The organism is Paenibacillus sp. FSL M8-0228 (genome assembly GCF_038007385.1).
In the GTDB taxonomy this organism is placed as follows: domain Bacteria; phylum Bacillota; class Bacilli; order Paenibacillales; family Paenibacillaceae; genus Paenibacillus; species Paenibacillus polymyxa_D.
Genome location: NZ_JBBOXA010000001.1, coordinates 3,000,461 through 3,026,693 on the forward strand (window position 1 = coordinate 3,000,461; position 26,233 = coordinate 3,026,693).

General features: G+C 43.5%; 22 protein-coding genes and 2 pseudogenes. 12 read left to right on the forward strand and 12 right to left on the reverse strand.

Annotation, left to right across the window (positions count from 1 at the left end; genetic code table 11):
* Nucleotides 1-102 precede the first annotated feature (102 nt).
* From MKY98_RS13210 to MKY98_RS13255, 10 genes and pseudogenes are all read left to right on the forward strand, one after another.
* On the forward strand, nucleotides 103-636 hold the full coding sequence (locus tag MKY98_RS13210; RefSeq protein ID WP_069011864.1) for an NAD(P)H-dependent oxidoreductase: 534 nt from the start codon (nucleotides 103-105) through the stop codon (nucleotides 634-636).
* Nucleotides 637-765: 129 nt separating this feature from the next.
* Entirely contained in the window at nucleotides 766-1,518 is a 753-nt protein-coding gene (locus MKY98_RS13215; protein WP_069011862.1) for a carboxymuconolactone decarboxylase family protein, read from the forward strand.
* A 79-nt stretch (nucleotides 1,519-1,597) separates the two neighbouring features.
* The gene (locus MKY98_RS13220; RefSeq protein WP_069011860.1) at nucleotides 1,598-2,344 is read left to right on the forward strand and encodes an SDR family oxidoreductase; all 747 of its coding nucleotides are present in this window, start codon (nucleotides 1,598-1,600) and stop codon (nucleotides 2,342-2,344) included.
* A gap of 31 nt (nucleotides 2,345-2,375) precedes the next feature.
* The gene (locus tag MKY98_RS13225; RefSeq protein WP_069011858.1) at nucleotides 2,376-2,771 is read left to right on the forward strand and encodes a cupin domain-containing protein; all 396 of its coding nucleotides are present in this window, start codon (nucleotides 2,376-2,378) and stop codon (nucleotides 2,769-2,771) included.
* A 146-nt stretch (nucleotides 2,772-2,917) separates the two neighbouring features.
* Nucleotides 2,918-3,778: a DUF3737 family protein gene (locus tag MKY98_RS13230; protein ID WP_069011855.1), complete on the forward strand. Its 861-nt coding sequence runs from the start codon at nucleotides 2,918-2,920 to the stop codon at nucleotides 3,776-3,778.
* Nucleotides 3,708-4,940 carry a MalY/PatB family protein gene (locus MKY98_RS13235; protein WP_256026092.1) on the forward strand — a complete coding sequence of 411 codons (1,233 nt, stop codon included), beginning with the start codon at nucleotides 3,708-3,710 and terminating at the stop codon, nucleotides 4,938-4,940. Before MKY98_RS13230 ends, MKY98_RS13235 begins: the two co-directional genes overlap by 71 nt.
* Nucleotides 4,941-5,307: 367 nt before the next feature.
* Nucleotides 5,308-5,807 (forward strand): annotated as a pseudogene (locus MKY98_RS13240) (hypothetical protein); the annotation flags it as partial.
* A gap of 204 nt (nucleotides 5,808-6,011) precedes the next feature.
* Nucleotides 6,012-6,647: a 5,6-dimethylbenzimidazole synthase gene (bluB, locus tag MKY98_RS13245; protein ID WP_069011851.1), complete on the forward strand. Its 636-nt coding sequence runs from the start codon at nucleotides 6,012-6,014 to the stop codon at nucleotides 6,645-6,647.
* Nucleotides 6,648-6,781: 134 nt separating this feature from the next.
* A pseudogene (locus tag MKY98_RS13250) lies at nucleotides 6,782-7,084 on the forward strand (tyrosine-type recombinase/integrase); the annotation flags it as partial.
* 837 nt (nucleotides 7,085-7,921) lie between these two features.
* Nucleotides 7,922-10,084: an amidase gene (locus tag MKY98_RS13255; protein ID WP_069011849.1), complete on the forward strand. Its 2,163-nt coding sequence runs from the start codon at nucleotides 7,922-7,924 to the stop codon at nucleotides 10,082-10,084.
* 410 nt (nucleotides 10,085-10,494) lie between these two features.
* Here the strand turns inward: MKY98_RS13255 and ppsA are convergent, their stop codons facing one another.
* The 4 genes from ppsA to MKY98_RS13275 all read right to left on the reverse strand — a co-directional run bounded on the left by ppsA (nucleotide 10,495) and on the right by MKY98_RS13275 (nucleotide 14,878).
* A complete protein-coding gene (ppsA, locus tag MKY98_RS13260; RefSeq protein WP_341010954.1) occupies nucleotides 10,495-13,113 on the reverse strand; it encodes a phosphoenolpyruvate synthase in 2,619 nt (872 codons plus the stop codon).
* 416 nt (nucleotides 13,114-13,529) lie between these two features.
* Nucleotides 13,530-13,901 carry a hypothetical protein gene (locus MKY98_RS13265; protein ID WP_029515195.1) on the reverse strand — a complete coding sequence of 124 codons (372 nt, stop codon included), beginning with the start codon at nucleotides 13,899-13,901 and terminating at the stop codon, nucleotides 13,530-13,532.
* A gap of 63 nt (nucleotides 13,902-13,964) precedes the next feature.
* A complete protein-coding gene (locus MKY98_RS13270; RefSeq protein WP_029515189.1) occupies nucleotides 13,965-14,174 on the reverse strand; it encodes a hypothetical protein in 210 nt (69 codons plus the stop codon).
* A gap of 50 nt (nucleotides 14,175-14,224) precedes the next feature.
* Entirely contained in the window at nucleotides 14,225-14,878 is a 654-nt protein-coding gene (locus tag MKY98_RS13275; RefSeq protein WP_029515188.1) for a GntR family transcriptional regulator, read from the reverse strand.
* 158 nt (nucleotides 14,879-15,036) lie between these two features.
* On the opposite strand from MKY98_RS13275, the gene uxuA reads away from it, so the two are divergent.
* Both uxuA and MKY98_RS13285 read left to right on the forward strand, forming a co-directional pair.
* Nucleotides 15,037-16,113: a mannonate dehydratase gene (uxuA, locus tag MKY98_RS13280; RefSeq protein WP_029515187.1), complete on the forward strand. Its 1,077-nt coding sequence runs from the start codon at nucleotides 15,037-15,039 to the stop codon at nucleotides 16,111-16,113.
* Nucleotides 16,114-17,721 carry a mannitol dehydrogenase family protein gene (locus tag MKY98_RS13285; RefSeq protein WP_069011847.1) on the forward strand — a complete coding sequence of 536 codons (1,608 nt, stop codon included), beginning with the start codon at nucleotides 16,114-16,116 and terminating at the stop codon, nucleotides 17,719-17,721.
* A 7-nt stretch (nucleotides 17,722-17,728) separates the two neighbouring features.
* Here MKY98_RS13285 and MKY98_RS13290 read toward each other — a convergent pair whose 3' ends face one another.
* The 8 genes from MKY98_RS13290 to MKY98_RS13325 all read right to left on the reverse strand — a co-directional run bounded on the left by MKY98_RS13290 (nucleotide 17,729) and on the right by MKY98_RS13325 (nucleotide 26,166).
* Complete coding sequence (locus MKY98_RS13290) at nucleotides 17,729-18,727, reverse strand: NADP-dependent oxidoreductase (RefSeq protein ID WP_069011845.1); 999 nt, start codon at nucleotides 18,725-18,727, stop codon at nucleotides 17,729-17,731.
* A 104-nt stretch (nucleotides 18,728-18,831) separates the two neighbouring features.
* A complete protein-coding gene (locus tag MKY98_RS13295; RefSeq protein ID WP_069011843.1) occupies nucleotides 18,832-19,917 on the reverse strand; it encodes an alkene reductase in 1,086 nt (361 codons plus the stop codon).
* A gap of 47 nt (nucleotides 19,918-19,964) precedes the next feature.
* Nucleotides 19,965-20,717 carry an SDR family NAD(P)-dependent oxidoreductase gene (locus MKY98_RS13300; protein WP_029515182.1) on the reverse strand — a complete coding sequence of 251 codons (753 nt, stop codon included), beginning with the start codon at nucleotides 20,715-20,717 and terminating at the stop codon, nucleotides 19,965-19,967.
* A 312-nt stretch (nucleotides 20,718-21,029) separates the two neighbouring features.
* Nucleotides 21,030-21,602 carry a TetR/AcrR family transcriptional regulator gene (locus MKY98_RS13305; protein ID WP_029515180.1) on the reverse strand — a complete coding sequence of 191 codons (573 nt, stop codon included), beginning with the start codon at nucleotides 21,600-21,602 and terminating at the stop codon, nucleotides 21,030-21,032.
* A gap of 101 nt (nucleotides 21,603-21,703) precedes the next feature.
* Nucleotides 21,704-22,741: an aldo/keto reductase gene (locus tag MKY98_RS13310; protein WP_069011841.1), complete on the reverse strand. Its 1,038-nt coding sequence runs from the start codon at nucleotides 22,739-22,741 to the stop codon at nucleotides 21,704-21,706.
* A gap of 305 nt (nucleotides 22,742-23,046) precedes the next feature.
* Nucleotides 23,047-24,153 carry a Gfo/Idh/MocA family protein gene (locus MKY98_RS13315; protein WP_029515177.1) on the reverse strand — a complete coding sequence of 369 codons (1,107 nt, stop codon included), beginning with the start codon at nucleotides 24,151-24,153 and terminating at the stop codon, nucleotides 23,047-23,049.
* Between the two features lie 75 nt (nucleotides 24,154-24,228).
* A complete protein-coding gene (locus MKY98_RS13320; protein ID WP_029515175.1) occupies nucleotides 24,229-24,957 on the reverse strand; it encodes a ThuA domain-containing protein in 729 nt (242 codons plus the stop codon).
* A gap of 36 nt (nucleotides 24,958-24,993) precedes the next feature.
* Complete coding sequence (locus tag MKY98_RS13325; RefSeq protein ID WP_039273095.1) at nucleotides 24,994-26,166, reverse strand: Gfo/Idh/MocA family protein; 1,173 nt, start codon at nucleotides 26,164-26,166, stop codon at nucleotides 24,994-24,996.
* Nucleotides 26,167-26,233 lie beyond the last annotated feature (67 nt).

The window sequence follows — 26,233 nt, forward strand, 5'->3', positions numbered from 1 at the left end:
TAAATAAAGAACACAGTTGCCCAATTATTAAACTAGCTCTTGAACTTGGTATCCATTTAAATAATTGATAGAAAAAAAATTCTTGGATGGAGAAAATTTAAAATGAAAATACTCATTCTTGTTTTTCACCCTGATTTAACTGCTTCCCGTGTTCATCGTCGCTTAACGGAAGAAATGGAGAAGCAAGCTGGTGTTACAATTCATCGTGTTTATGAGGCATACCCGAATGAGAAGATCGATGTCGCTGCCGAGCAGAGGCTATTGGAGCAGCATGATCGCATCGTTTTGCAATTCCCTTTCTACTGGTACAGTACGCCTTCATTGTTGAAAAAATGGGAGGATGTAGTCCTAACTCATGGCTGGGCATTTGGAAGCAAAGGGGACAAGCTGCACGGAAAAGAGCTGCTGATTGCCGTTTCTACCGGCGCTGCTAAAGAAAACTATTTACCAGACGGTAATTTTAAATACACCGTTTCCGAGCTGCTGCGACCTCTTCAGGCAACCAGTAACTTGATTGGAACACGCTATTTGACACCATATATCTTGTATGGTGTAATGCAACACCTGTCAGATGAGGAGCTAGAGCAAAGTGCCAAGGATTATGTGGCTTATGCGCTGAATCCTAAACTTGTCTAGAAGAATGGTGATGCTAAGCCTGTTGGCTTCATCATAGAGACGGGAATTGGAGGTTACCGCGTCGCAATTATCGTCATTCTTTCAGTGGGTCTTATTCATCCACAAAAAAAACAAGCAGGAGGCACAGTTATGAATCGAATTGAAAAGAGTGAAGAAACATTTAAACAGCTATTTGGTAATGGAATGCCGGGAGCATACGCTACTGATCCTGATTTTCAGGACATCCTGAGCCGTTTTATTTTTGGGGAAGTTTTTTATCAAGGGAAGTTGGACGATAAACAACGTGAGCTTATCACTCTGGTGGTGCTTGTAACGAATCAAACGTTACCTCAGCTCAAGGCGCATGCTCATGCTGCACTGAACGTTGGACTAACTCCGGTAGAAATTAAAGAGGCCATTTACCATTGTGCCCCTTATTTAGGATTCCCTAAAACGCTAAATGCCATCGCGGAGATTAATGAGGTTTTCCAATCCAGAAATATCGAGTTACCTCTCGAAAGTCAAAAGCAGGTTGAAGAAGAGAATCGGTTAGACAAAGGCCTTGCAGTGCAGGTAGAAATCTTTGGCGATATCATTGAAAAGAACAGGAAGAATGTCCCATACAATCAAAAGCATATACAGGACTATCTTTCTGCCTTCTGTTTTGGTGACTTCTATACTCGTGGAGGCCTTGATCTGAAAACACGGGAGTTGCTGACCCTCTGTATTGTGAGTAGTCTCGGCGGTTGTGAAAGTCAAGTCAAGGCACATGTGCAAGGCAACCTGAATGTAGGCAATGACAAGGATATGATGATCACGGCCATCACTCATTGCCTTCCTTATATGGGTTTTCCGAGAACATTAAATGCTTTGAGTTGTGTGAATGAAATCATTCCAGAATAGAAAGAGAAATTAAGCGAAAAAATAGATTTTTTTTATAGATGAAAGTGTACCTAAAATTAAGAAAGGATGTTTATCTAAAATGTCAAATATTCAAGAAAAAGTAGTTATTATTACAGGAGCGTCCAGCGGTATTGGAGAAGCAGCTGCAAAAGAACTGGCATCCAAAGGAGCAAAATTGGTTCTTGCCGCTCGCCGCGAAGACCGGTTAAAGAAATTACAAGATGAAATTGAACAAAGCGGCGGACAAGCTATATATAAAGTGACGGATGTAAGTTCGCACCAACAAATGGAGGATCTTGCTGCATATGCGCTTAACGAGTTTGGAAAAATTGATGTTTTAGTCAATAATGCTGGAATCATGCCGCAGGCTTTTCTTGCTTTGAAAAAGGTTGATGAATGGGACCGAATGATCGATGTCAATATCAAAGGGGTTTTGTACGCAATCGGAGCAGTCCTTCCATCTATGAGAGAACGGAAATCAGGTCATATTATTAACCTTTCATCCGTAGCTGGACACAACATCTACCCAGGCGGAACAGTTTATTGTGGTACCAAACATGCCGTAAGAGCAATCTCTGAAGGCTTGCGTCAAGAAGAAGCGATGAGTGGTACAAATATTCGTGTGACCAATATTTCGCCGGGGGCTGTGACCAGCGAACTGCTGGAGACGACAACCGATCCGGCAATGAAAGCGGGCTTGGATGATTTTTACAAGATAGCAATCGATGCAGACAGCATTGCACGTGCCGTTGCCTTTGCCATCGAACAACCATCGGATGTGGGCATTAATGAGATGATCATTCGACCAACAGCTCAAGTTGGATAACGTTAAAAATATAAGAAAGTAGAGATGAAAAATGAAGAACGAGCACTTAAGCCATAGCACACTCTTCCCATTGGGGCAAAAAGTCGAAAAAAACTTTATCGGAGACGCATACTTACAAATGGTGTTTACCGATCCAGCACCACTCAATACAGCAATCGGGAATGTAACCTTTGCTCCCGGTGCCCGTAATAACTGGCACTCTCATCATACCGGGCAAGTGTTGTTAGTTACTGGCGGTGAGGGGTGGTATCAAGAAGATGAAAAGCCAGCTCAATTACTTAAAACAGGCGATGTGGTGAACATTCCACAGAACGTAAAACATTGGCATGGGGCTACAAAGGATAGCTGGTTTGTTCACTTAGCTCTTACACCAGGACAAACAGATTGGTTAGAACCCGTACTGGATGAAGAATATATTAAGCTATAGTAAATGGATTAACACATATAAACGGCAGCCGTCAATGCTGCCGTTTATATAAGCTTCTAATAAATCTGAAACCCTCTGTTGCTATTCTGCGAATAATGGGGTCAGAGAAGATTTGAAGCTAGTACTGAGCGATTGGAGACAGTGTTATGCAAACGATCGATCAACAAATGCTTACCGGAGAACGAGCACTTTTCAAGAGAAAGAACCTCATGGTCACTAATTCCATTTTTTCAGATGGCGAGTCTCCCCTGAAGGAAAGCAACGATATTACTATCGATAATAGCATTTTTAAATGGAAATATCCCTTGTGGTATTGCAATAATATTCGTGTTGATCGTAGCACTTTCCTTGTAATGGCCCGATCGGGAATATGGTATACAGACCAAATTGTCATCAGTGACAGCGTAATAGAGGCGCCAAAGACATTTCGGCGTTCGAGCGGAATCCGACTGACGTATGTCGATCTGCCCAACGCGCAAGAAACCTTATGGAATTGCGAAGATATTCACTTGCATCATGTGACCGCAAAAGGTGATTACTTTGGAATGAATAGTGCAAATATCAATATCGACAATTTCACATTAGCAGGGAACTACGCATTCGACGGAGCTAAGGATATGGAGATTCGCAATGCGAAGATTATTTCAAAGGACGCCTTCTGGAATTGCGAGAATGTCACCGTCTATGATTCATTGATCATCGGAGAATATTTAGGATGGAATTCGAAAAACATCACCTTTATCAACTGCACTATCGAAAGCAATCAGGGAATGTGCTACATGGACCGTCTCGTAATCGAGAACGGAACGATTCTGAATACCGACTTGGCATTCGAATATTCAACCATTGATGTGGAAACCAAGACCTCAATTGATAGCGTGAAAAATCCAATCTCCGGGAAAATCAAAGCAAAGGATATCGGCGAAATCATCATCAATGACGAAGAAATCAACGCTGCCTACACCCGATATGAGCTGGATAAAGCAGGTGATCGATTTGTCCTTTAATTTTGATAAAATGACGAAGCGTTTGGCCACTAACTCTTATAAATGGGATGTTGGATTTGAAGAGTTGCCGATGTGGGTGGCGGATATGGACTTTGAGACTTCGCCTGCTATAGTCGATGCTCTGCAAAAGAGATTAGACCATCGTATTTATGGATATACCTCGATACCAGATACTTATTATGATGCAGTTGCCCATTGGTGGGAAAAGAGACATCAATATCAGATCCAAAAAGAATGGATTATGTTTTGCACGGGGGTAGTGCCGGCGATATCATCTATCGTACGCAAAATGACCAAAGCCGGCGACAAAGTGCTAGTGCTTGCGCCTGTCTATAACATTTTCTACAACTCCATAAAGAACAATCAACGAGAAGTTCTAGTAAGTGAGTTGATTTACAAAGACAATGGATATTCGATCGAATTTGACGATGTGGAGAAAAAGCTAGCCGATCCTGACACAACGCTTATGATTTTCTGCAATCCGCACAACCCCATAGGTAAAGTATGGGACAAACAAGTTCTTGAGAAACTCGGCACGCTCTGCGTCAAACATGAGGTCCTTATCCTTTCCGATGAAATTCACTGCGACTTAACACACCCAGACCACCAATACATTCCGTTAGCTTCCGTATCGGAAGTGATCGCACAAAATTGCATCACCTGTGTGGCACCGACGAAAACTTTCAATCTTGCGGGAATTCAAACTTCAAGTATTATCGTGCCGAATTCGAAGATTCGTAAACTTGTACACCGTGGCATTAACACCGATGAAGTGGCCGAACCTAACTTTTTTGCGATTGAAGCAGCAATCTCTGCCTTTACGGAAGGCGAACCCTGGCTGCAAGCCTTATTGGAATATCTCATGGCGAACAAGCAATATCTCGAACATTATCTGGCTAGTGAACTGCCGCAGCTCCGAATTATCCATTCGGAAGCGACTTATTTGGCTTGGATCGATTGCCGGAACATAACTCCTAATGTAAGTCAACTGTGTAAATTCATAAGGAAAGAAACGGGGCTGTATGTCTCGGACGGCGCCATCTATGGCGGCAATGGACACGATTTCATTCGATTGAACTACGCCTGCCCTAAAAAACGACTAACTGATGGATTGCAGCGCTTGAAGATTGGGATTCAGGCATATCAAAGAGTGAACGATTGATATAATAATGGTTACCGGACACTCCTTCACGAAACGAATAGGGATCTTGGATAAAGTAGCACGATCACTTAATGAAGTTGACGCCGATTTTGTCGTGTTCACAAAAGTGGAGCCACTGTCCACGGCCGACTGTGCATTGAGAGGGCAAAGCGTCGCGTGAGGAACAATACAATCTAATTCTGGCATTGGGGGCGGATTATCTGGATGCCGCCAATGCCAGCGAACTCGTAACTGTTTCGAAAATCTCTTTCTTGGGGTTACCTTTCTAACTAGAGTCTTACCGCTGCCGGTTTGCAGTCCCAAAGCGATATCATAATGGTTTCCTATAACTTTTTTATAATTTTGTTTCTTATGGTGTTGATCCCAGGGATACAAGGGGAGCCCACTTATGAATGTCATTGCAGCAAAAGCTGTGGCACTTGGAGAAGCACTACAACCAGATTTTGTGACCTATATAGAAAGAGTTCTTGACAATGCCAAGGTATTTGCAGAATCGCTGATTATATGGAGCGAGTATTTGGACTATTATTATTTGATGTGCAGCAAGCGATGAATACATATTTTAGAATCTCATGTATTGGGACAGGTTGCCTGAGTTTGAGGAAATGGAACTTGCCAAGTACATTGGATCAGCTATCAAAGCCGGGAAGAAAAACGACTATTCGGCTATTTTAATTATTGGTCAGCGCGCAGGAAGACAACGCAGATGTACGTGATCGATGGCAATATCTATAAACTGCTGCCGGATGATTTGTTCCAAGTCGCAATTGATAAGTTAAAGCCTTATCTTTAGATAAGCCGGGCTTTGAAGTCCCAGATAGTTTATGTGGGGTTGTTCAATTGAGTCAGTCTGTGAAAAGTTTATAATTTTGTGATCGTAGTTCGTTGTTTTGAGGGTCAGGCAGTTTAGACTACGGATTGATAATGAACTGCAAGAGATAATATTGATTTCAAGCATAAGAGTTATATCATAAAATACCAACTTCAATGTAAACTTGAACCTGAAACCCTGTCATAATAATCTGAGTACTGGCGCATTCTGGGGATTTTTGTTTTAAGGGAGGAATTAAATTGTTAAATGATAATGAAAGAAAAGGAATATTTAAAGCCATTTTTGAAGGGAGAGATATTCGATCATTTAATGGAAAACCCATATCCAAAGATAAGTTAAACAACATATTAATGGCTGGTCATCATGCACCTTCCGTTGGTTTTATGCAACCTTGGGATTTTATTGTAATTGACTCTCAAGAAGTTAAAGAACGATTGGCGTATGCATGTCATAAAGAAATACAGGCCTTGTCCATACACTATGAAGATGAAAAAAAGACAAGATTTCTCTCGTTAAAATTAGAGGGTATAAGGGAAGCACCTATAACGATCTGTATTACATGTGATCCAACTAGAGGTGGGGGACATGTAATTGGGCGAAATTCTATTCCTGAAACAGATATTCTATCCGTCGCCTGTTGTATCCAAAATATGTGGTTGGCGTCTTATGCAGAAGGAATAGCTATGGGATGGGTGAGTTTTTACAAGAAAACAGACGTACGGGAAATACTAAATATTCCACCACATATTGATCCTATTGCTTTGGTTTCATTAGGTTATACGGATTTTTATCCTACAAAACCAATCCTAGAGCAAGTGAATTGGGAGAGACGTCGTAATCTAAATAATCTAATACACCATAATTCTTGGAAATGATTGAAATATAAGTTAATTTGCCTTTTTGGATATGATGCTCACAGAAACGATTGTTTCATAAGCATCATTAAGCAAGGACAAATGAAAAAGATAAATTTATTCGAGATTACAAAATTATGCGAACTTTGAGTTACTTATTGCAGATTAGAGAATCCAGATATATCCCAGAAAAAAATGAAAGCTTTTTGTTTATTGCAGCTCCCATAGGTCGTAAAGGAAAAAGCCGACGTTTAACTCAGCGATCCATTGAAAAACTAATTGAAAAGTATGCTTCAGCTTTTGGAAAACCAGCATTAATCGTGCATTCTCTAAGACATTCATTTGCAACGCGTTACCACTTAGAGAGCAATGATGTGCCTAGATTGAAGAACCAATTAGGACATTCCTCAATACAAACAATCATGATCTATACACATTTAACAGATGAAGAAATGTGAAATGCGGTTAATAATATGGATAAGTAATGTAGGGCTCGTCAAATAAGTGACACAAAGTTTCCTACTTAGTTTGATAATAAAAAAATCACCTCATTCGCTTGGAGAAAAAAACTAAGTTACTCAAAATTCCGATTAAACTGCTTAAGTAGGGAACTTTGTGTCAATGTACAAATGTACAACAACGCCGCTAAAGCCAAGCTGTTATACGGTTTTCTTTATACATGTTCACAAAACCCGTATTTTGTACATATGTAAATATAGATAATGTAGACTTCTGTTGTACATTGACACAAAGTTACCTACTAAAATTACTCTTTATTCATTGGTGCAGGAATTAAAATGTCATGATATGTACGCATATATTTCCTTCCAGAACCGTTCACCAACACATTTAATTATGTCCAATCGGTTTTTAACCTATTCCTATACCAAACGTTCAACCTTACTTGTTTCTGAAGCAATGGTGGATTCTGAATAACATGCCTCAATCGCCAAATGATGTGGCTGATCAATTATGGGAGCTGTTAAAAAGGAATCAAGTCATAAATTAAAACGTAAGAATTAAGCCTCTATTGCCTCCTCCCGCGAAAAAACGGCACCAAAACGGTGTCGTTTTCATTTCAAAACTTGAATCAGCGATGATGCAACAATCTGAATCATGGATTACTAGATTTCACACTTAAAAGTAACGAATTTCTTTGTATTGTGCATTACAAAAATTGACATTCTACATGAAAATAAGTAGTATAATTAGAAACATTTATGCTATAAAAGTGCCTTTCTCATCCCTCTCTTTTTAAATTCCTGATCCTACCTAATTTTAAGGAGTGAAATGCTATGTACGCACGAACGCTAAAAGCGAATACAAGGTATGTAGTCAGCAACTATTGCAAATGGATTGCAGTTGGTATGATTTTAACTTTCACGGGATGCCCGCTTGCATCCGCCGCTCCTTCACCCTCATCCTCTAGTAAAACTAGTGACCCCGCCTCCTCTCTAGTCACATTTCAATTGCAAGAGGCTACGATTGCTCAAATGCAGGAAGCGATGAAGTCAGGAGCACTGTCAAGTGTCGAGCTCACCGCCCTGTACCTTAACCGGGTATATGCCTATGATTCTAGTGGCATTCGACTGAATTCCATCCCTGTTCTGAACCCCGACGTACTAAAAGAAGCTGCTCAGGCTGATCAACTTAGGGCGCAAGGTATTAAAACCGGGCCTCTGCAAGGCATCCCCTACACGGTTAAAGACAGTTACAAGGTTAAGGGACTTACTGTCGCTTCTGGATCTCCAGCTTTCAAAAACCTGATGTCAAAGGACGATGCCTTTACAGTAGAGAAGATACGTAAATCCGGTGGGGTGCTCATTGGTAAAACCAACATGCCGCCAATGGCAGCAGGGGGAATGCAAAGAGGTGTTTATGGCCGTGCTGAAAGTCCGTACAATCCAAATTATTTGGCTGCAGCCTGGTACTCCGGCTCCTCTAACGGATCTGGTGTATCAACAGCCGCCAACTTCGCTGCCTTCGGCATGGGGGAAGAAACGGTATCCTCTGGAAGATCACCAGCATCGAACAATGGTTTAATTGCCTACACGCCATCGCGAGGCCTAATCTCCATTCGGGGGAATTGGCCTCTCTTCCCTATACGGGATGTCGTTGTCCCACATACGAGGACTGTCGAGGACATGCTCCGCTTGCTTGACGTGATCGTTGTAGAAGATAAGATTACCAAGGGTGATTTCTGGCGAGAACAGAAAGCCGTTCGGCTCCCTTCCGTCAACAGTGTCCGTCCCAAATCCTATTTAGAACTACGAGATATTCAAGCTTTGCAAGGCAAACGCATTGGCGTTCCGAAAATCTATATCGGTAAGGACCATGAAACCTCAACTCCGATCAAATTCAGACCTTCGATACAGGCATTATGGGAAAAAGCTGTAAAGGATTTAACTGCTCTTGGAACTGAGGTTGTGGAAGTTGACTTCCCCTTGCAGGCCAACAGCGAGAAGGACCGGGCAACAGCGAAAACACCTGAAGAACGTGGTTTAATGCCGGCAAAGTGGGCTGAAAAGGAATTCGGGCTGCTTAATCCCTATGCAGCTGAGGAATTCCTTAAAAGTGTGGACGATCCGAATTTCCCGTCATGGGCTAATATAGACCCTGCAACCGTCTTCCCGAATCCACCCGGTTCGGTAGATGCCAAACGTGGCAGAGACCTTGGCCACTATGACATATTTATTGAAACCATAAAGAAAGGCGTCACCCCTTACGAACAAATTCCTCAGTTTCAAGAAGGACTACGGGGGCTTGAAAATGTACGAAAGATTGATTTTGAAAATTGGATGAAGCAAAACAACCTTGATTTTATTGTATTCCCGGCAAATTCGAATATCGGTAAAGCTGACTCCGATGTGAATGAAACATCCTATGAGGAGGCTTGGGAGAATGGCAACTATTTCTCCAATACGAATTTTATTCTACGCGAGTACGGGATCCCAAGTGTGTCTGTGAGTATGGGCGCTATGAAGGATACCGGAATGCCCGTTAATCTGACAATGGCAGGTGCCGCATACAGCGATAACGACCTGCTTCGTTACGCTTATTCCTATGAGCAGGCTACCAAAAACCGTCCTATTGCAGCACGCACGCCAGCTCTTGAGGATGAAACGTTTTCCTATAACCCGCAAACTTCTCTCCCACCCTCTAAACGCAAGGAAACAGGAACCCCTGAACTTAAGTTGAATGCTTCAATCACGGATGATGTTCTCGCTTTGGAAGGTTCAGTCACAGATCAAAGCGATATCGCACAGCTTAAAGTTTATGTCAATGGCATTCGTGTCGTTATTACAGAAGATAAAACCAATTGGTCAGCAACGCTTCCAACTACTAAATATAAACAGGATGGTGCCTCCCAGGGCGATACGCTGCATATTCTCGTGCTGGCTAAAGATATTTACGGAAATACCTCTGCTCAAGTCAAGTCTGTCACTTTACCCCAATAACGTAGGACATCATAGAAATCACTTTTGGATTTTGTTGAATAAAAACACTTCGGTGTGTCTTCCTCTGCATGTACGCATAAATTAGATGATCATAAATAATCACACAGCAGCACAAGAGATTTAGATCGGATCAGCTATGTATAAATCATTGTGTTGATCGCAGCAAGGGAACCATTGATAACTCCTAAAGGTTCCTGATTATTGTTACACATTAAATAATGTGTTTTTTCGATCATCAAATAAATAAGTTCTTAAATTATTCCCCCCAAAAATTAAAATCAGTTGATATTTTTGGGGGGTACTTTGTGTCATGGATAAAAGGACGACAGGATAATCGCCCTTTTATCCATGACAGGTTGCATTTAATACCGTCCATTATGACAGAGGCTATTACTTAGCGTATTCAGCCATTACAATATTTCGATATACCCTTCGGTTCCATGCACGCGAATTCGTTGCCCATCTTTTATCAGTTTGGTCGCATTCTCCACTCCGACAACGGCTGGCAAGCCATATTCACGTGCGATAACGGCTCCATGGGTCATCAGTCCACCCACCTCCGTAACCAAGCCTTTTATGGATAAAAACAATGGAGTCCAGCTAGGATCGGTAAAGGCGGTGACTAGTATATCGCCATCTTCCAGATCAGCCCCTTCTATATTCAGGATCACACGTGCCCGCCCCTCTACAATACCCGAAGAAACAGCGAGGCCTACAATAGCTTCGGCAGGGATATTTTCTCGTTTGTACTGACCCGTAATGATTTCGCCATCAGACGTGATAACACGTGGCGGAGTTAGTTTTTCATATAATCTGTACTCATCTTTTCGTTTGTCGATGACCTGGTAATCCAGTTTATTTGTGCGTATGGTTTCCTGCAATTCTTCAAAAGCGAGATAGTAAATATCTTCTTTTTCATGAAGAACGTTGGCTTGTACGAGTCGTTCCGCTTCCTTTAGTAAAGCCTGTTTATAAATAAAATAGCGACTAACAATGTCGTATTTCGGATATTCACGATAACCGATGAAGTTCCGGATCAGGTCGATCATTTGTTTTGTCTCTTCGGCTTTTTGTTCACCACCCGGTAATTGTTTCAATCGGGCTAATAAGTCCTGTTCTTTGTTCAAAGCTTCCTGTCGCCCTTGCTCAAACTTTCGTTTACTGGCGCCAGGATCAAGGTTTTTGATGTTACTGAGGATCATAGGTACCAGTGTACTTGGTTTTTCACTCCAGCGTGTTCTTGTAATATCGATCTCCCCGGCACATCGCATTCCATATTTGTCGAGATAAACAGCAATAGCATCACGCACCTGCTGCCCACCTTCGAATTGAACCAGTTCATCCAAAAAGTTATCATCCTTTACCTGTTGTAAATACTCAATTATTTCCGGATAGGGACGAATCACATCTGCAACATCCAGTAGCTCCATACCCATTTCCGAAGTGACGTTGTTAGGTACAGATAGGGAAAGTGTGTCTGCTACGTTTTTTTCACCTAACCATTCATTCATTTTTTCATTGATCCATGCTGAAGCATGCATGGCGGCCATAATCACATTCAAATTTTTCAGTTCTGACGCTCGCTGCCTCCGTTGCTGCATATCTTCCAGGATACAATCAAATACATCCAATCCTGATTTCGTTTGGATATTATGTTTTAATGCTGATAACGATGTCTCACTACTCTTAATCAAAACAGCAACAATTTCCGGGTCGTTTCCTGCTTCTTCCAGAATATCCGCAGACGACATACCCTTATGGCTTTTAACGGGCCCCGGTTCGCTTGTGTCATATGGGTCCGATTTTATAAAATCTCCCCGCTCTATGATGGTAATAAGCGCGTCTTTTATGAGCGGATCGGAGTGCCCTAGAACATCCAATAAATTTTGCCTGCCAGTCGGTGAAGCCAGGCCCATCGTGATATCCACAAACAGCCTTCCGCCACCAGTTCTAAACATGGGCGTGGCACCTGTTAATATCCAAACAGATATCCCCAGTGGTTTAATAGGATCAGTCATCATTTGCTGATGGCCGACAGATACATACACGTGATTCTCCTGGTCATTTGCTTCAGGAATGGGATATAAAGTGGTGATCGGCCGGCTCTGGACAATATAAAATGTATCATCAGCCAAACACCATTCGATGTCTTGGGGGCAGCCGAAGTGTTCTTCGATCTGTCTTCCAATTCGTGCCAGTTGTAAAATTTGTTGTTCCGTAAGGGTTTGAGTCCTTTGCTGATCGAGATCAATTTGCTGAGTCTCTGTTCCGCCTTCTCTTCGCCCATAGATAGCCAATTTTTTGGTTGCTATCCTCTTATCGACGATTTCCCCTTCCTGTACTTGATAACAATCGGCAGAGACTAAGCCAGAGACCAGTGCTTCTCCAAGTCCGAAACTGGCATCGATAGAGAGCAGCTTTCGGTTGCAAGTGATGGGATCAGCGGTAAATAAAATCCCTGAAGCCTGTGGGAACACCATTCTTTGAACGATAACAGATAAATAAACTTGGCTGTGATCAAATCCATTCTGCATTCGGTAAATTACCGCGCGTTCCGTAAATAAAGAAGCCCAACATTTGCGGATATGCTCCAAGATGGATTCTTTGCCGATAATATTTAAATAAGTGTCTTGTTGACCAGCAAAAGAAGCATGTGGCAAATCCTCAGCGGTCGCACTAGAACGCACGGCATAAGTATATTCATCGCCAAACTGGGAGAGATAGTGAGCAACTGCTTTCACAACATCGGAAGGAATGGCTACTTCCATAATGGCCTGTCGAATCTTCTTGCTGATTTCATAAATTTGTTCTCGATCTTCTACTTTAAGCGTAGTTAGCCGATCCAACAAAGCATGAATCATTTCGTTTTGTTCGATGGCTTTTTGATATCCCACTGTTGTAACACAAAACCCTTCTGGCACTTGTATTCCTTCCATTTTGGTTAATGCCCCTAAGTGTAGCCCTTTTCCACCAACAAGCAAAAGCTGAGTGTTATCCATTTCTTGAAAATCGAGAACCAGTGAATTCATTCAACATCTCTCCTAACCATTAAATTGAGAAAAAAACATTTGACAAGAGTTTAGCGGCATGGTAAGATTTAATTGTAAGATGTGTTATTTATGTCTACTACATCTTTATAAAAGATAATCTGATTATATCATCGTGTCTGTTTTATATGCAATATAAAAGAACCTGATAAAACTATCCAGGTTCTTTTTTGATTTCCGCTATCACTTCTTAAAATAAAAAAAGCCGCGATTTCGCAGCAATGAATGGGATGAAATTCTTATTACCCGACAGGTGCTGCATGACATAGAATATTATCTCATTCCAAGTCGATCTACCTTACAACACCTGCTTTGCTCGATCAAACAAATTCCGATAGAAAACCTGTCCACGAGTAGACTTCTTCGAATTGTTGGATACGCTTCAAAATACGTTTGTTCTAGCTTTGCAAAAGCCGGTACAGCAGCGCCTCTCCCTTATTCTCAAACGTTCGCTGTGTTTCCAGAAATTCAGGCACCTCTATCAGCCGAGAGGGTCTGTACCCGGGGCCACCACAGCCGCAGGAGTGGTAAGTGTATCCTTGTTGATATAGTAGCTCTACCTTTTTCCACTGTTTGATATCCGTTTGCTTCGGGGCCTGAAAATCATGACCCATGTCATGCATGGATGCCTGGCATTGCGGACAGACATGGACAATCCGTTCATATTCATCCTTCGGCATTTCAAACCGTGATGTCTGCTTATATACTTTCCTGCAGGTAAAGCAGGCAAAGATATCTTTATATGGGCCGCATATTGCATATCTACACATACGGTTACCCCCTTTATAATCTAGAATTGGTCTGGCATTTTTCACTTAAATCATAGAAATATTTCAGTATTTTTTCAATTGACATGTATACAAGTCTGAAAACTCCTGTGAGAATTCCTCCAGTTTGGCCACCGCCTGACGGTAAATAACAATACTCACGAGCAAAAACGGAATGACAAAGGCCAGCTCGTTTCCGCCCATAAATTTTGCTGCAGTCTCGCATTTCTTACTCGCTCTTTCACCGATATATCCAACTCGTAGAACAGCCTCCATGACTCCCCCACTTCCTCAATATTCATACAAGTTAATTTAAGCTAGCCGCCTTATTTCTTGATATAATCAGCGAACTTCCGAAGAAAATCGAGCGAATGGATATCCTCTCTAAGATGATGATGAACCAGATCATCCATTTTGGTTGTTTCCTTATTCAGCATGTATTCAAGCATAGCTTGGTGCTCATGCCAGATGCCCATCAGCTTCCCTGTTTCCAGCATATGCAGCTTGCGATATCTGATATAGTGAACATTTGACTGCTGAATGAGCTGCCAAAGAAACTCCCGCCCCACCAATTGGAACATGGTTTGGTGGAACTGATCATCCAAACTGAGAAATTGATCCGTCGCATGATCTTCTTCGATCACAGCTCTCTGTCTGTCCAGAATATCGCTCAGCTCCTGCACATCGCTTAATGTAATTTGCGAAGAAAGCTCCTTCATAATCTCCTTTTCCAATGCGCTTCTTAAGTAAATAATTTGCTCAACGGACTCCAGATCAATATAGGACACAATGTTCCCCTTCTTGGGATAAATATCAATGTAGGACTCGAGCGCAAGCCACTTTAATACATCGCGTAGCGGAGTTCTGGACAGCTGGAAGCGTTCTGACAAAGTCGTCTCACTCAGTAGAGTACCCGGCTTTAAAGTCAGTGACAAAATATCATTTTTCAAAAGCTGCTTGATTTCTTCTTTCGTCAACATTTCATTCCTACCTTCACTTTATAAATCTAGAACTATTATAAAGCATTTTGAGGTGATAAATCCCTTTATAATTATCATTGACAAGAACAAACCCTATAATTTATGATCAACTCAATCTTGTATACAAGACAGACGAATATAATCAGGGAGGTATCGTTATGAATATGACCTGGAGATGGTATGGAGAAGGCAACGACAATATTACGCTGGACCATATCCGGCAAATTCCTGGAGTTATGGGCATTGTCTGGTCTTTACATGATAAGGTAGCTGGTGAAGTATGGGAAATGGAGCGAATTCAGGAGGTAGCTGATCAGATTACGAGCAAGGGCTTTAGTTCGGCGGTCGTAGAAAGTGTAAATGTCCACGATGATATCAAAATCGGCCTACCATCCCGCGATCAATATATTGACATTTATATCGACACCATTCGAAAATTAGCCAAAGTGGGAGTTAAGGTGATTTGCTATAACTTTATGCCTGTCTTTGACTGGACCAGAACAGAGCTGTACAAGGAACTGCCTGACGGGTCCAATGCCCTCTTTTATGAAAAGGCTGCCATTACTGATGATCCCCGCCAAATGGTGGATCGGATTCTCAAGGGAGCTGGGAAGTTCACCATGCCTGGCTGGGAACCGGAACGGTTGGCGAGACTGGATGAACTTTTTGCTGCTTATGCGGATGTCACAGAAGACAAGTTGTTTGACAACCTAAAGTATTTTCTTGAGCGCATCATCCCGGTCTGCGAGGAGTCTGACATCAAGATGGCCATTCATCCTGATGATCCAGCATGGCCCATCTTCGGATTGCCGAGAATTGTCCGGAGTCGTGAGACCATCCGGCGCATCCTAGACGCAGTGAGCAGTCCATATAATGGTCTAACCTTCTGCACAGGCTCACTGGGAAGCAATCCTGAGAATGATTTACCAGCCATGATTCGGGAGTTTCATGATCGTATTCATTTTGCGCATATTCGTAATGTCAAGGTGTTTGAGAATGGAGACTTTATTGAAGTGTCACACCGCGGGAAGGACGGAAGCGTCGATGTACCGGAAATAGTTAGAGCTTATCACGAGAACGGCTATCAGGGATATGTACGTCCAGATCACGGTAGACATCTATGGGGGGAAGAAAAGAATTGTCGGCCAGGCTATGGTTTGTATGACCGTGCACTGGGAGTTATGTACTTACTTGGTGTCTGGGATAGTCTCGCTCAAGGCAAAGGAGTGAAATAAATGCTCCAACTTGACCGGAAAGGCCTTTTAGATAAGGCGGCCTGGGAAGCAGCAGGTATTGAATTGCCGAAATATGATCTGGAGCTTGTAGCCCATAACACCCGACTTAGACCGCAATGGGTGCATTTTGGCGCAGGCAATATTTTTCGAGGGTTGATAGCCAATGCGCAGCAACAACTGCTGAATAACTTGAAAGCGGATACAGGTATTATTGCAGCCGAAGCCTTTGATTTTGAAATGATCGACAAAGCCTATAAGCCTTACGACAATTTAACCTTACTGGTGCTGATGAGTGCAGACGGAAGATTTCACAAGAGCGTGGTCGCAAGCATCGTTGAGGAAATCGCGGCAGAACAGAATCGTCCAGACGACTACCTCCGTCTGATTGAAATATTTGAGAATCCCTCCCTGCAGATGGCCAGCTTTACTGTCACGGAAAAAGGATACGCTCTGACCGGGCCCGACGGCAAGTATCTGGCTGTTGTAGAGAGGGATTTGATGAATGGCCCTGAACAACCAGCGCATGTGATGAGCATAGCTACTTCGCTTGCCTATCGGCGTTATCTAAAGGGGCGACTTCCAATGACTTTTGTGAGCATGGATAATTGCTCCCATAACGGCGATCTGTTAAAGGATAGTATGATTGCCATCGCCAAGGAGTGGACTCGCAGAGGCCTGGTAAAGGAAGGATTTGCAGACTATCTGCAGAATGAGGAGAAAATAACCTTCCCCCTGACCATGATCGACAAAATTACCCCCCGCCCTTCCTTGCAAGTACAGTCTGCTCTTCAGGAACTGGGGTTAGCCGACATGGAGTTAATCGTTACCTCCAGGCATACGTATACGGCTCCCTTTGTCAATGCTGAGGTTAGCGAGTATTTGGTCATTGAAGACAAGTTTACGAACGGGAGACCTGCACTGGAGGAAGCTGGTATCATTTTCACGAATCGGGATACAGTGGACAAAGTGGAGAAGATGAAAGTCACTACCTGTCTCAATCCGCTGCATACAGCGCTGGCGCTAGCTGGGTGTCTGCTTGGGTATGAGCTTATTGCAGATGAAATGAAGGATCACACATTACGTCGTCTGGTGGAAACTATCGGCTACAAGGAAGGGTTGCCTGTTGTAGTTGATCCCGGTATTATTCAACCGAAACCATTTATTGATGAGGTATTGCAGGAACGCTTCGCCAATCCCTATATTCCGGATACGCCACAGCGGATTGCAACAGATACCTCTCAAAAGATGAGCATCCGTTTTGGTGAAACCATAAAGTCTTATGTTGGCACAGTAGGACTTGATCCTACGAACTTGACTGCTATTCCCTTGACCATTGCGATCTGGTGTCGCTATTTGCTGGGAGTGGATGATCAAGGAGAACCCTTCACACTCAGTCCGGACCCGTTACTGGATACGTTGCAGGGATATTTGAAGAATACGAAGCTGGGCGATCAGACCTCCGAGGTTCGCTGCCTCCTCGAAGATGACAAACTGTTCGGTGTCCGATTATATGAAATTGGTCTGGGCGACAAGATTGAAGCCATGTTTCATGAAATGCTGGCAGGTCCCGGAGCAGTCCGAAGCACGATAGAAAAGTATGTGAACTAGAAATTACTTAGAAGGTCACAATCACTTTGCCTTGAGAGTGGCCCGTCGACACTTTAATCAGCGCCTTGTTAATGTCACCAAACGTATAAGTTGAATCTAAAGAGGGCTTAATATTTTCTTTTTCAACAAGTTTAGTGATTTCTTGTAATTGACTTCCATTGTCTTGCACAAATAAAAAGCGATATTCATTTTGATTCTTGCGTGCTAAAGAATCTAAGCGAGCACCCACTAGACCAAACAATGCTTTTTTCCACATTGGAAAATGATTGTCAACCGCAAAGCGATAATTAGGTCCGGCTTTCAATGATACCAATTTCCCTTGTGGTTTTAAAATACCCAGTTCAGCTTTGATCTCTTTGGTCCCCAAGGTGTCGATCACATAATCGATTTCGGACAGTATGTTAGCATAATTCTCTGCCTTATAATTTATGAACTGATCAGCCCCGATCGACATTGTACGTGATCTGCTTCTTTCACTTCCACTTGTAATAACAAATAACCCCAGTGATTTGGCAATGGGGATTGCCATAGCGCCAAATCCTCCGGTTCCTCCAGGAATGAATAGCTTTTTATTCGGCTGGACATGGAGTACATCGTGCAATGCTTGATAAGCAGTCAAGGCAGTAAGGGGTACAGCAGCAGCTTCAATAAAAGATAGATTTTCAGGCATGATGGATAAAGCATCTTCATTTACGGCCGCATACTCGGCAAAAGCACCGATTTTATTAAGCGGCAACCTCGTATAAACAGGGTCACCAACCTTAAAATTCAAAACATCATCACCAACAGCTTCAATAACCCCAGATAGTTCATTTCCTAAAGTTAATGGCAACTTATAGTCAGCAATCATCCGAACACTACCATTCAAATTTAGGATATCCAGTGGATTTACACCTGCTGCCTTTACTTTGACAAGCACCTCATGGTTGTTGATCTGTGGCATGTCAACATCATTTAACTCCACTTGGATTTTTTTTGAATATTTCTGTATTTGTGCTGCTCTCATATTCATCCTCTTCCTTTGCTAATTTGGAGATAGCATAACCATGAAACTATTGGCTAAAAACATGGCGTACAATTTACGGTTGTACGCCATGTTCCACTCTTTTGCTATTGTAGTCCCTCTTGCGGTTCTAATTCTCGTATCGTCGGATAGTCCGTGTAACCTTTACTCCCCAGACCAAAAAATGTTGTCGGGTCTGCTTCGTTCAATGGCGCTCCTTTTTGAAGTCGTTCCACCAAATCTGGATTGGCTAATGACCACACACCAACGGGCACCATATCAGCAAGGCCACTATCTAAATCCGTGCTAAGATCTTCCAGAGCCCGTCCTGCACGATTGACTAACAATGGATTCGTCCATATTGAGCGAATGTCTTGGAGCAGCTTTTCATTTCCTAGATGCATGACATGAAGGTAAGCTAGATCCAATTGAGCTAATTCCTTTACAAGATAGCGATAAAGTTCAGGACCTTGTTCTCCGTCTTGGAGCCCACCTAGAGGTGTCCCTGGCGAAATACGGAAGCCTGTTGCTTCTGCTCCAATTTCTTCGACGATGGCTTTTGTTAATTCGATCGCAAAGCGAGCACGATTTTCTATAGATCCCCCGTATTGATCTGTTCGTGTATTCGAGTTTTCTCCGATAAATTGATTAATCAGATAACCATTGGCTCCATGAATTTCAACGCCATCCGCACCTGCTTTAATAGCCGCTGCTGCTGCTTTCCGGAAATCTGCTATAGTCGTTTGAATGTACTCTACACTTAACTCACGGGGAACGGGGATTTCCTGCATACCTTTAGCAGTAAACATCTCTACACCAGGCGCGATTGCAGATGGTGCAACAGGTTGGCGATGATGTGGTGTATTATCAGGATGCGACATACGACCAGCATGCATTAACTGAATATACATATATCCACCTGCTTCGTGCACTGCATCGGTAACCTTTTTCCATCCTTCAATATGTTTATCCGTATAAATCCCAGGTGTCCATAAGTACCCTTGACCATCATCAGAAGGTTGTGTACCCTCCGTAATAATGAGTCCCATTGACGCTCGTTGAGCATAATAAAGAGATGTTAGCTCTCCCGGTGTGCCATCTTCTTGCGATCTGCTACGTGTCATTGGTGCCATTGCTAAACGATGTGGCAGCTCCATTTTTCCAATCTTCGTTTTACTCCACAACTTTTTCATTGGATACTCTCCTCTTTCAATAAACTCAACAGATCTATAAATTGAATTTAAAATTCTGAAATGATCGGATATATTTGACCTCTGAGATTGAAATTATAGTTCTGGTCTACAATCCCTACCCCTTCGTTGCTGTCATAAAGATCCACCATGAAGCCCGCCATTTGTTTGGCAGTGTGGTACTTAGGCATGTTTGCTTTATAATCAAAATCTTCTGCATCTAATGATTTCTTCACAAATTCCGTTTCTGTTATAGCTGGTGCCAAAACCTTTGCCTTTAGTTTTGCACCTTTTATTTCTAGTTCTTTTGCAAGTCCTTCTGTGAAGGCACTAACGTAATACTTAGATGCAGAATAAGTAACACTCCCAACAGCAATGGCATATCCAAGTCCAGATGAAACGTTAATTAACTGAGTTCCTTCTACATCAGCATAATCTCGTACATATAGTGTAGAAAGGATGGTCAAAGCTTCGATATTAACACGTAACATGGTTTCAACTTTATCTAAATTCTGTTCTGCTACAAAAGAAGATTCACCGAGTCCCGCATTGTTTATCCAGGTCTCAATTTGGTATTCCTTTAAATCGTTATATAGTGTGTAGGCTTGATCTGTAACAGACAGGTCACTTGTATGAACAATAACATTTACATTAGGGTCAATATTGTGAATTGCTGATTTGAGTTCTTCTAATTTATCAAATCTTCTAGCTACCAAGATTAGGTTTTTGCCACGTGCCGCAAATGCCAATGACGTTTCATATCCAATCCCCGAGCTTGCTCCTGTAATAACTGTATACTTCATAATATTCTCTCCTTCATAACATGCATATTAGTGTAAATAAGTTTTAAAGACGATTTTAGAACGACCATTCTTATTAGGGTAAAAAAAACAGTTAGATCTGACTTGCTATTAGCATATCAATTTTAGAACGAACAATAAAGAATTTTTTCGTGGCTAAGAATTGTAATTTTGGAGCGGTATTCCTTGACATGTTTGAGGCGTAAGATACAAGTTCTTTCTTATGTTAGAGGGACAAGAAAAAACTTGTATCACGGAAACAAACAGTCCTCCATTGAGGTAACTCCTTTTGCCTGTCATGCTGTAATTTCACTTTTAATCTAAAGCGGTCAGTGTCATATCAATAATATTCTTTAATTTTTGCTGATCCGTTGTTGTCTTAACCAACGTACGTAGCCCTAACCACGCATTCATTAAATAATGAGAAATAACTACAGGATCCAAGTCAGCCTTGAATTCACCCGATTGTTGACCCTTCAGAACAAGGTTAGTCAAGAGTTCCTCAGTTCGCGAATAACTTTCATCAACTAAGGATGCAACTTCAGGATCCAACACGCCGAGTTCCACACCTGAATTCACGAGAAAACACCCTAGAGGTTCTCCTTCGTTTCTTACTGTCGCCTCAAACAACTCCCGAATTGATTCTTTGATCGGTTTTTGTTTTTCAATCAGAAACCTCATTTTGCTGGTCTGCTTCGTTTCATATCGTTCGAGAGCTTTCATAAATAAGGCATGCTTATCCCCAAAGGTATCATAGATACTTCTTCGGTGAATGCCCATAAACTCAACCAAATCTTGCATTGAAGTTTTCTCATATCCTTGTGCCCAAAACAGGTGTATCGCTTTATCTAATACTTCATTAACTTCAAATTCTTTTGATCTTGCCATCGTCATCACCTCGAATAATCATTATACAATTTAGTGAAGGATCGGCAAACTAGATTTAAAATATGTGAATACATTACAGCTATGAGGTCTGTCTTATATATTTAACCCAGGATTCTTCGTTTGTCTGCTTGTAACCAATCAGGCGTCCATCCTTTTTCCAGGGCATCCAGGGTTACTCCTGGCGGAACGATAGCATCTATCGCATCCAGAATATCAGTGCTTAATCGAATGTCACTGCCTTTTAACGTTTCACGTAGTTGCTCAATTGTTCTTGCCCCCACTATAGCAGAAGTAACTGACGAATGAGCTTGTGTAAATGCCATGGCAAGATGAGGCAAAGTTAATCCTGCTTCATTTGCAAGGGTTTGGAGCTTAGCAACGGCTTCGAACTTGGTTCGGTTTTCTTCTCGATTTGGGTCTACAACAGTTGAAAGTTTCCCTAGAGAACTCGCTGCTCTTGAATCTGGGGCAACCGCTTCTCCTGAGCGGTATTTTCCCGTTAGTAGACCACCCGAAAGTGGGCTCCAAACCATTACGCCCATTCCATATTTTGCAGTTGCAGCAAGCAAATCGAATTCGATACTCCGATTCACAATGGAATATGGGGCTTGCTCGGATACAAAGCGTGCTGTATTTTTACGTTCGCTAGTCCACTGTGCTTCGGTCACTTGCCATGCCTGAAAATTGGATGTACCAATATAGCGAATCTTCCCTTCACGAACCAGGTCCGTAAGTGCGTCAAGACTCTCTTCAATATCGGTATGGATATCTGGCTGATGTAGTTGGTACAAATCGATATAGTCCGTTTGCAACCTTCTCAAGCTTCCCTCTACTGCACGCTTAATCCAATATTTAGAGTTACCGGATTGATTAAGCCCACTGTCCATGGGCATTCCGCCTTTCGTGGCCAGTATAACATCCTGTCTGCGTCCTTTTAGGATCTGACCCAGAATTTCTTCGGATTGACCACTTGAATAGACATCCGCTGTATCGATCAGATTAATGCCTCCAGCCAAAGCCTCATCTAACATGACTGCAGCTTCTTTCTCCGTATTGTTGCCCCAAAAACCAAAAGTACCTGTACCTAATACAAAACTGCTTATTTTAAGGCCTGTATTTCCTAATACACGATATTCCATGTTCAATCCATCCCTTCTCCATCTATTATATTAAGAATGATCATTCTAATATGCATAGAAGAGCACCACGGCAAGATCTCACACTCACACCACTCCCCATAACTTTTGGCTTCTTATCCGTGTACTCCTCCCACGCCAACAATATAACATATCTAGAACGACCGGTAAAGAATGATTTTATACCCGCAATTAAAATCCTTCCTGAAAATGAACTAAGAAGACTCCAAGCCCCGGTCAAAACGGAGCTGGAGTCTTCTTTTTAATAGAAATGAACATTCAAAGCGGGATGTAAAATTTACATTAGTTTACACATCTAACGTATACAAGGGCAGGTTTTCCGGTAAAGCCGCCGGGCGCTGACATGTGCTCTGCATTGTATAAAAGGTCTGCTGATCGGAAGAATCATGGAACGCCCACATCGCTTCCAGCACATGGTAGGCCAGTTCTCCACTAGCGCGGTGAGGCCGTCCGCTGCGGATAGCGTAGGCCATATCGGCAACACCGATGCCCCGTGTATTCTCCTGGTATCCTGGCAGCAGCGGTACCTCTGTCCATTCTTGCTCGCCTAGCAGCCTATAGCGAACTGGCCCTCCGAACGTGTTCGGGTCAGGCACCTGCAGCGTGCCATGAGTACCGTAAACCTCAATCGGTGGCAGAGTGCTTCCACCAAAGATGTCAAAGCTGGTAATCAGCGTACCGACAGCTCCCTGCTTAAAGCGCAGCAACCCGGCCACATGGGTCGGAATATCGACTGGGATAGTCTGGCCTTTCTTTTTCTCGCTCGTAATCGTTCGCTGGTCCATCGCCTTGCCTGTCATGCCCGAAATGGCAGCAATCGGACCCAGCATTTGCACCAGAGCCGTCAAATAATAAGGGCCCATATCAAACATTGGACCGCCGCCGACTGCATAATAAAATTCAGGATCAGGATGCCAATGTTCATGTCCACGGCTCATCATGAAAGCCGTAGCGGCTACCGGACTCCCAATGACTCCGTCTTCAATCAGCTTCAATGATGTCTGTATACCGGAACCGAAGAAGGTCTCTGGTGCGCAGCCGACAAGCAGTCCCTTTTGATGAGCAAGATCCAAGACAGCCTGACCCTGCTCACGGGTGACGGCAAGTGGCTTCTCCACATAGACATGCTTGCCTGCCTCAAGAGCTCTGAGACATACGTCGGCGTGAACGCCCGGAATGGTCAAATTAATGATGAGTTCGATCTCTGGATCAGCCAAAATCTCATCTACCGAATATACATGCGGAACGTTGAACGCTACCGCCTGCTCCTCTGCCCGACCTTGGTCCAGATCCGCTACAGCGTACAGCTCCAGAATGTCGAAACGATGGCAATTTTCCATGTAAATTCCGCTAATTTTACCACACCCGATAATGCCTACTTTCATTTTGTTCATGCCTAGACTCCCTTCTTCTTCAGAAAAAATGGATAATGGCATTCTTTTGTTACATCGGATACCATCCTGTTCACCCTAGCGTTGCTGGTTGTCTGTCATGCCTGTATAAGCCTCTGCGAGAGAGCTGCCCCGGGTGGCCACCGCCTGTTTGCCTGCTGCTGCCCACAGAAATCCGCTGCGCATCATCTCGGTCACTTGAGGCATATCTATGATATCTGCGTGATGCCCCAGCGAATTGTAGAAGACGCGGCCGTTCCCCCAGCGCTTCGTCCATACAACGGGCATATCCACTGGCCCATTAGCTGAATGGGGGCCTGGTACGATCGGAAAGCGTGTGGTTGCCAGCACTTCAACTGCTGGGTCTACGTGGAGGTAATACTGCTCGCTTTTGACCTGAAAATCCTCAATATGGTCTAGAAGTGGGCTGGAGCCGCGCTTCATGTTCACCATGTACTCTACGCCGTCATTGCCGGGATGCGCAACCCATTGCCCGCCTGTCATAAACTGCCAATCCACATTGTTCCGGAAGGCATCACACATGCCACCATGGCAGCCTGTGAGACCTACGCCGCTTTGAACCGCAGCGGAGACATTATCGACCAGTTCCTGCTCAATCTGTCCCATGGTCCACATTGGAACGATCAGGTCCAGGTCAAGCAGTTTCTCTGCATCCTGGTAGGCTTCAAGGGTATTAGACACCTCCACCTCGAACTGCTCTTCCTTCAAAATGCGTTCAAAAATGGCCGCCACCTGCTCCGGCTCATGTCCGTTCCATCCGCCCCATACAATCAGTGCCTTGCGCATCTGTAATCCACTCACCTTTCGGAATGTATTGTTATACTACATTTCTTCAATGGATACCCAGCGGCGTTCCTCTATGGATCGTTCTACCGCTTCAAGCACAGCCTGACAAGCAACACCGTCACGGAAGTTCGGCGACGGTTGCCTTCCTTCAGAGATGGCACTCAACATCTCAAGCATCTCATGGGTGAAGGTATGCTCGAATCCAATCGTATGCCCTGCAGGCCACCAAGCTTCAGAATACTTGTGTGCCGGATCGGTGGCGAGTACGCGGCGAAAGCCCTGAACGTCTTCCTCATCCTGTGTGAAATACACTTCCAGTTCGTTCATTCGTTCAAAGTCAAACCGCACACTGCCTAGGCTACCGTTGATCTCGAATGAATTGGTGCTCCGATGTCCGGCAGCAAAACGTGTGGCCTCGAAGCTGCCCAGCGCACCTCCGGCGAAGCGTGCCAGGAACAGCGTGGCATCATCGACTGTCACTTCTCCCATTGGAGCATTTGCTTCAGTGTTTCTTTTGGAGCTCAACCCGCTCATCTCCAAAGCTAACGGGCGCTGCTGGATGAATGTCTCGCTCATGCCGATCACTTCATGGAACTCGCCAACCAAGAAGCGAGCGAGATCAATCAGATGGGCGCCAAGATCACCATGAGAGCCAGAACCGGCCACGTCTTTTTGCAGCCGCCATACCAGCGGGAAGGACGGGTCCATGATCCAGTCTTGAAGGAAGAAGGCACGAAAATGATAAATTTTGCCTAGGCGACCGCTCTCGACTAGCTGCTTTGCCAGCTGGACAGCCGGTGAAAAGCGATAGTTGAAGCCTACCATATGTCTGACCCCTGCTTGCTCTGCTACCTGCAGCATGTCACGTGAATCCGCCAGCGAGAGCGCAAGCGGCTTCTCACAGAACAGATGCTTGCCATGGAGGGCAGCCTCCACGACAATTTCTTTATGGGCATTACTCGGGGCGTTAATATCAATGAGATCAATATCGTTACGTTTCACTAGATCACGCCAATCCGTAACACTTTCGGTCCAGCCGTACTGGCGGGCAGCTGCCTGAACCCCCTGCTCGTTGCGTCCACAGATAACGGACATCTCTGGCTGCAGCGGGGCATCTGGGAAGAACATGGGTAGACTTCGGTAAGCGTTGCTGTGAGCCTTGCCCATAAATTTGTAGCCAACCATTCCGATACGAAGACGATTAGACATGTCGTGATCCTCCTTATGGGTCTGAGTTTCAACGAATTTTTGACGAATGGTGTTATTGACGAATGGT